Annotated in this window: 4 protein-coding genes; 1 reads left to right on the forward strand and 3 read right to left on the reverse strand. The window is 47.6% G+C overall.

Features of this window, described 5'->3' with window-relative positions; genetic code table 11:
* Positions 1-63: 63 nt before the first annotated feature.
* From K8S15_03460 to K8S15_03470, 3 genes are all read right to left on the reverse strand, one after another.
* The gene (locus K8S15_03460) at positions 64-435 is read right to left on the reverse strand and encodes a hypothetical protein (protein ID MCD4775092.1); all 372 of its coding nucleotides are present in this window, start codon (positions 433-435) and stop codon (positions 64-66) included.
* Positions 432-746, reverse strand: a complete 315-nt coding sequence (locus K8S15_03465) for a DUF5674 family protein (protein ID MCD4775093.1) — start codon at positions 744-746, stop codon at positions 432-434. Before K8S15_03465 ends, K8S15_03460 begins: the two co-directional genes overlap by 4 nt.
* A 111-nt stretch (positions 747-857) precedes the next feature.
* Entirely contained in the window at positions 858-3,857 is a 3,000-nt protein-coding gene (locus K8S15_03470) for a histidine kinase (GenBank protein ID MCD4775094.1), read from the reverse strand.
* 221 nt (positions 3,858-4,078) lie between these two features.
* On the opposite strand from K8S15_03470, the gene K8S15_03475 reads away from it, so the two are divergent.
* Entirely contained in the window at positions 4,079-4,897 is an 819-nt protein-coding gene (locus K8S15_03475; protein ID MCD4775095.1) for a sulfite exporter TauE/SafE family protein, read from the forward strand.
* The last annotated feature ends 36 nt before the right edge of the window (positions 4,898-4,933 follow it).

A 4,933-nucleotide genomic window follows, 5' to 3' on the forward strand; every position in this document is an offset into this window, starting at 1 on the left:
CATTGGAATGATCACGCTCTTCCCGGTCAATGTAATGATTGTAAACTTGATAAAAGGATTCTGTTACCCGGGTGGATTCCTGAGTTGATCACGATCACGTGCCAGAGCCGCAGCAACGGCGAAGGCATCAAAATACCGTAACAGGGAATCACGTGTGGATTGGTATTCATTCGAACCGGCCAGAAAATCGACCAGAACCTCCCTCGCTCTTGCCAGTTCGCGCAGACGAGAAACTGATTGCCGATGGCGAGGATCAGCAAGAGTGAGATCCATCAACTCCAGTGCACGTTCAAATGCTCCTTGAGCTATCTGTGGATTACGGGTTTTCCAGCGCAGCGCCCGGCCAACCTCGCTTCCTACATTTCCCAGTTGCTCGTACAGCGACAGCTCCCACCAGCGATTTGCTGCGGAATCTTTATGTAGAGGAAATTTCATCGGGACACCAATCGATCCACAACATCTCGAATCCGCTCGCGTATTGAAGGATCATCCACGTTTCTGGAACGGTTTCCAAAGGAAGGGCGAAGGTTTATCATCGAATCGAACTCCAGCCAGTCAACTGGAGACAGTTCCGGATAGAGGTTGATTCCCCATAAATCCTGTTGCTTTGAGCCTGTCGCCAGCAATTCAGCTTCTTCATCGGAATGCAGGTCCGCGTCGATGATCATGATTCCGCGGGTCAGATCAACCACGGTCTTGATCATGTCCCCGAAACGCTCAGTCGCTATTTGTCGCAGTGAATCCATGGAAATCGGTTCCTGCTCAGTTACTGTTTTCATAGTTGGCTTCTCTTTTCTAGCCAGCAAGGGGTTATCTATTCTCCAGTATATAATTGTTGCGACTTGAAACAGGTTTTTTCATGTCAGTTGAATAATTCCCTTTTTTACTTGAGTATTGATCAGAATCCTAAGGGGTTTGTAAAGATGGATGTGCCTCAGGAATTTCGTTTCCTTCATAGCGCTGTGATTCTCAAAAAAATCGTAATCAATGTAATCTAATCCTTCCCTTTTCAGCGTAAGATAGCCGATTCCAAGAGAAGTTATATTCTGGAAGAAATGGGTCCCCTGTGATGGTTCCACATCCATATCCGGAAGGGGAGTTTCCACAATGCAACCCACCGATGATATCTGATTCCATCTGACCGGTATTCCCAGCCAGGTGTCAGAACTTCCCCATCTCCCGGGGCCAATCAAAAGTGACTGACATTTCAAGTGTCTCAGTTTTCGATTCAACTGCTCGATCTCACCGGCGATCTCAGTTGTCTGGCTTCTGTCGAACTTGCTGGAGGAAACGTAGATAATATCCCTGATGTCTTCTATGAAGCCGTGTCCCAGAACCTGGTGGGATATGCAAATGGCATTTTCTTCGTTGATGTCTTCGACTTCCGGCATAATTCCCACGGTGTGCCCCATCGGCCTGATCTGGAGAAAACCGAATTCATGGGATTTTCCCTTTGACTTATTTCCCAGGTTCACCGCGAATTCAATCTCTATATCACTTGAAAACGCAACTTTTCCTATCCTGAGGATATGCTTAAGAAGCGGAGCAAGCGGGAAATAGTCCCCCTTTAGCACTCCTGCCATCGTAACAAGCTTCGCTCCGGGACGGAAGGTTCCATCAACTATCATATCATTGTCAGCAGAGTACACGGAGCCAACAGGCGCAAGGGTATCATCTTCCTGAGCTCTCGAAAGATCGAGGGAGACCAGATGGTCATCCTTCCATGGATCATCCAGGTTAACACTTTTTGACTGGTTGAGATCAAGAGCAAGAAATTCCCTTTGTGAGTTCCTGAGATACTCATCAGTCGAAGAAAACTGGTAAAGCCTCTCCGGAGAGTCAGGAGAAAACCTTACACATTTGCCTCCGTTCACTACCGTACCCCCAAGACCAAGGGCGGCAGAAGCAACACCGCATTTCTCGCTCATTCCATCGAGAGGATAGAAATTGTAGGACTTGGCTACTCCTGCAAAATTCGGATAGAAAGCATCTCCATGTTCTCTGGCTACTATCTGCTGAATGACAACAGCCATCTTTTCTTCTTCAAGACGGTTAGGCGTAGTTTCTATGTAGGCTACAGACTCGCTGTAGTAGGTGGATGCGAATACCAGCTTTATCGCGCTGAGAAGCTGCGATATTCGAACATCGATGTCCGGGCTGTTGTTTGGAAGCATGTAAGTACTGTAAATACCCGCAAAAGGGTAAGAGGGACTGTCTTCGAGGAGGCTTGAAGATCTTACTGCCAGAGGATATGTGACTTCCTCAAGGAAAGCATGCAGCATTTTCATGACATCGTCCGGAATAGGAGCTTCCAGGAAGGCTCTGGCTATGGTTCTGTCCCGTTTCAGACTGGACCGGCTGCTATCGGAGTTCTCCCTGTGAAAAACCAGTTCCGTCAGTCCTGGATTCTCCATGAAGCGGTCGAAAACCCCCGTTGCCACGACTGCTGTAGGAGGAACGAAAATTTTCACTTCGGGGAATTCATCGTTGATCCTGTAGATATTCAGGAGAGCGTTTATAAAAGCCAGTCCACGCCCCTTGCCGCCGAGAGAACCCGAACCGATCTTTACGAATTCTGTGTCATAATCGAATGTCTCACTGGAGAATTCCTCAACCAGGCCTGCTCTGTACCTTTCCATCCACTGCTTAAGTGATGAAAGCAGGTAGGAACGGAGTTTCCCGGCTGTTTCGAAATCATCAACTTTCTGAGGCCGTAGAGCGTGAGCAAGATCAAATTCGGTCCTGGCCATCAGCCATGTGGAGAAATCATTTTTCTCGGCGTGGTAGACCAGGCTCTCGTCCGAAATCCTGCCGAGAGCGCGTTTCATTTCCCTCAGATCACCGGCCCTGGCAACCTCTTCCCCCTCGGCGTTCCTGAAAATGAAATCCCCGAATCCAAGGTAATCCCTCATGAATTCCCTCAGGTCAGCAAGAAGAGTCGGTGAATTTTTGTTAATGAATGCCGCTCCCAGTCTGTTCGCTAATTTCCTGTTGATTCCTTCGGAGGACTGGAATAGTATCGGACATTCAGGGTCGTTCGACAGTATCTCTTCCGCAAGCTGGAAACCGGCGCGGGGATATTCAATACCTTCTTTCTGAAACCTTACATCAAGTATCATTCCCAGTATATGGTCCTGGAAAAGCCTGTAGAGTTCAATAGCTTCTTCATAATTCCTTGCATGCAGAATCTTGGGTCTTGCTCGCATCCTCATGAGTTTCTGCATCTGGTTCACGCCGTCCGTCATCAGTGTCTGTGTCTGCTGCATGATTTCTGTGTACAGCATGGGCAGGTAAGAGGAGGCGAATCTGATCGAATCCTCCACCAGAATTACGCATTTGACCCCTGCGACACGGGAATCACGTTCAGCGTTCAGCCTGTCCTCAATGGATTTGATAATGGCAAGAAACAGCCTTGCGTCCCCCTGCCAAACGAAAACCTGATCAACGTACTCCAGTTTTCCCTCATCCATAAGGATTTTCAGGTCGCGTCCGGTATAAGCAAGAACAACGAAGGGAATTCCGGATGCTTTTTCCTTAATAGCCCGTCCCAGCTCATCACATTGCATGTGGCCTATACTGAGCATCGAAATAACCAGATCGAAGCTTTCCTTCTCAAGAAGCAGCAAAGCTTCCTCTCCGGTTGATACCCTTACGATACGGGGAGCATATCTTAGGTTGAGATGAAGGTACTCCGAGAAGAGCAATTCAGTAAAATTTCCATCTTCTTCTAACGTATAGGAATCGTAGAGACTCGAAACCAGAAGTATGTTCCTGATCCTCCTGGACATTAGAGCATGATACGGTACAGCCTCCGCTCCACGCCTTCCAATAATTTCATCAAGCTTTCTGTCCCTCATCGGTTATGCTCAGGCTCCTTCAAGAGTGCAGGTAAGTGTATCCTGCTTTTCCGTTGCAGTTACGGGAATATACCCACAACGGGCCTATGAAGGCACTGCGTTCATTCCGATGCCAGGGGCTAGACGCACCAATATCTATATATATATTACCAATTCCCATTGGTTTTACACCAATACTTATGCATATGGAAGTGACCATGAAAACCGGGAAAGGTTACGGTATGGATCCTGTCATTGCGATTATTGTTCTGTTCATAATAGCTTTCGCCAGTGAATTCGTAGATTCTTCTCTTGGTATGGGTTATGGAACTACTCTGGCGCCTCTCCTGCTGATAATGGGTTACAATCCGCTTATGGTTGTACCCGCGATACTTGTATCGGAGCTTATTACGGGAAGCCTGGCAGCCTTTATGCATCATCGGGCGGGTAACGTACAGTTCGATTTTCGGAATGATCCCAGTCACAGGCTTGTTAAGAAAATGAGATTACTGGGTTACATGCCACGCTCAAATGCCTCGAAGATCGCCCTGGTTCTCGCTGGGTGCAGTCTTGTTGGCGCGGTCACAGCTGTTTTCGTGGCTGTAAACATCCCCAAAACTTACCTCAAGGTTTTCATAGGACTGATGGTTCTTTCAATGGGCATTCTGATTCTCCTGAAAAGAAACTCAAAGCCGTGCTTCTCCTGGAGTAAAATAGCAGGACTTGGGATTCTTGCGGCTTTTAACAAAGGTCTTTCCGGAGGAGGCTACGGCCCTCTTGTCACCTCAGGACAAATACTTTCAGGGGTTGATACGAAGAGTTCAGTTGCCATAACATCCCTTGCCGAAAGCTTCACCTGCTTCGTGGGAGTAATTACTTTCCTTCTTGTTGGAACGGAATTTGACTGGAATATCACCTTTCCTCTGCTTGCCGGGGCTATTGCTTCCGTCCCGCTGTCCACAAGAACTGTGAAAAAACTGAAAGTGCGGAATTTTACTATTATCGTAGGAACAGCTACGGTTATCCTCGGGCTTTTCACTCTGTACAAGGTAATTCTTTGAAGTAATTTCCTTCATTGATAAGCCGCGTGTCATCAG

This window comes from Candidatus Aegiribacteria sp. (assembly GCA_021108005.1).
Classification (GTDB): Bacteria; Fermentibacterota; Fermentibacteria; order Fermentibacterales; family JCC-6; genus Aegiribacteria.